The sequence below is a fragment of the Bacillus sp. L_1B0_5 genome (assembly GCF_000836715.1).
In the GTDB taxonomy this organism is placed as follows: domain Bacteria; phylum Bacillota; class Bacilli; order Bacillales; family Bacillaceae_G; genus Bacillus_A; species Bacillus_A thuringiensis_S.
Genome location: NZ_JXIS01000227.1, coordinates 1 through 464 on the forward strand (window position 1 = coordinate 1; position 464 = coordinate 464).

Sequence of the window (464 nt, forward strand, 5' to 3'; positions counted from 1 at the left end):
GTTTCCTTAGTGATAACTGGTATTATCATGTTAATAAAAAACTGGGGTGCCATAACGGATTGGCTTTCTGAAAAGTGGTCTGAATTTAAAGATTGGTTTGGTGAATTGTGGGATAGCATAGTTCAAACTTGTGAAGATGCTTGGTCATCCACAGTTGATTTCTTTTCTGGAGCCTGGTCAGATTTTTTAAATATGGTAAATGAGTTCTTTGAACCTATCGGTCAATTTTTTGCTGATCTATGGACTGGAATTTCTGATACAGCATCGGAAATTTGGACAGGTATTACTGATTATTTTTCAGAATCGTGGTCTTCATTCATTGAATTAGCTGATAGTATATTATCTCCTTTAGGTGAATTTTTCAGTGGATTGTGGACGGGTATTGTTGAAACGGCAACTTCTATTTGGGATCAATTAAAGACAGCTTGGCAAGAAACATGGGATACAATACTCACAGTTTTAGA

The 464-nt window shown here is 36.0% G+C and carries 1 pseudogene; it reads left to right on the forward strand.

Annotated features, from left to right (window positions below):
- Positions 1–464, forward strand: a pseudogene (locus RT27_RS35635) (phage tail tape measure protein); the annotation flags it as partial.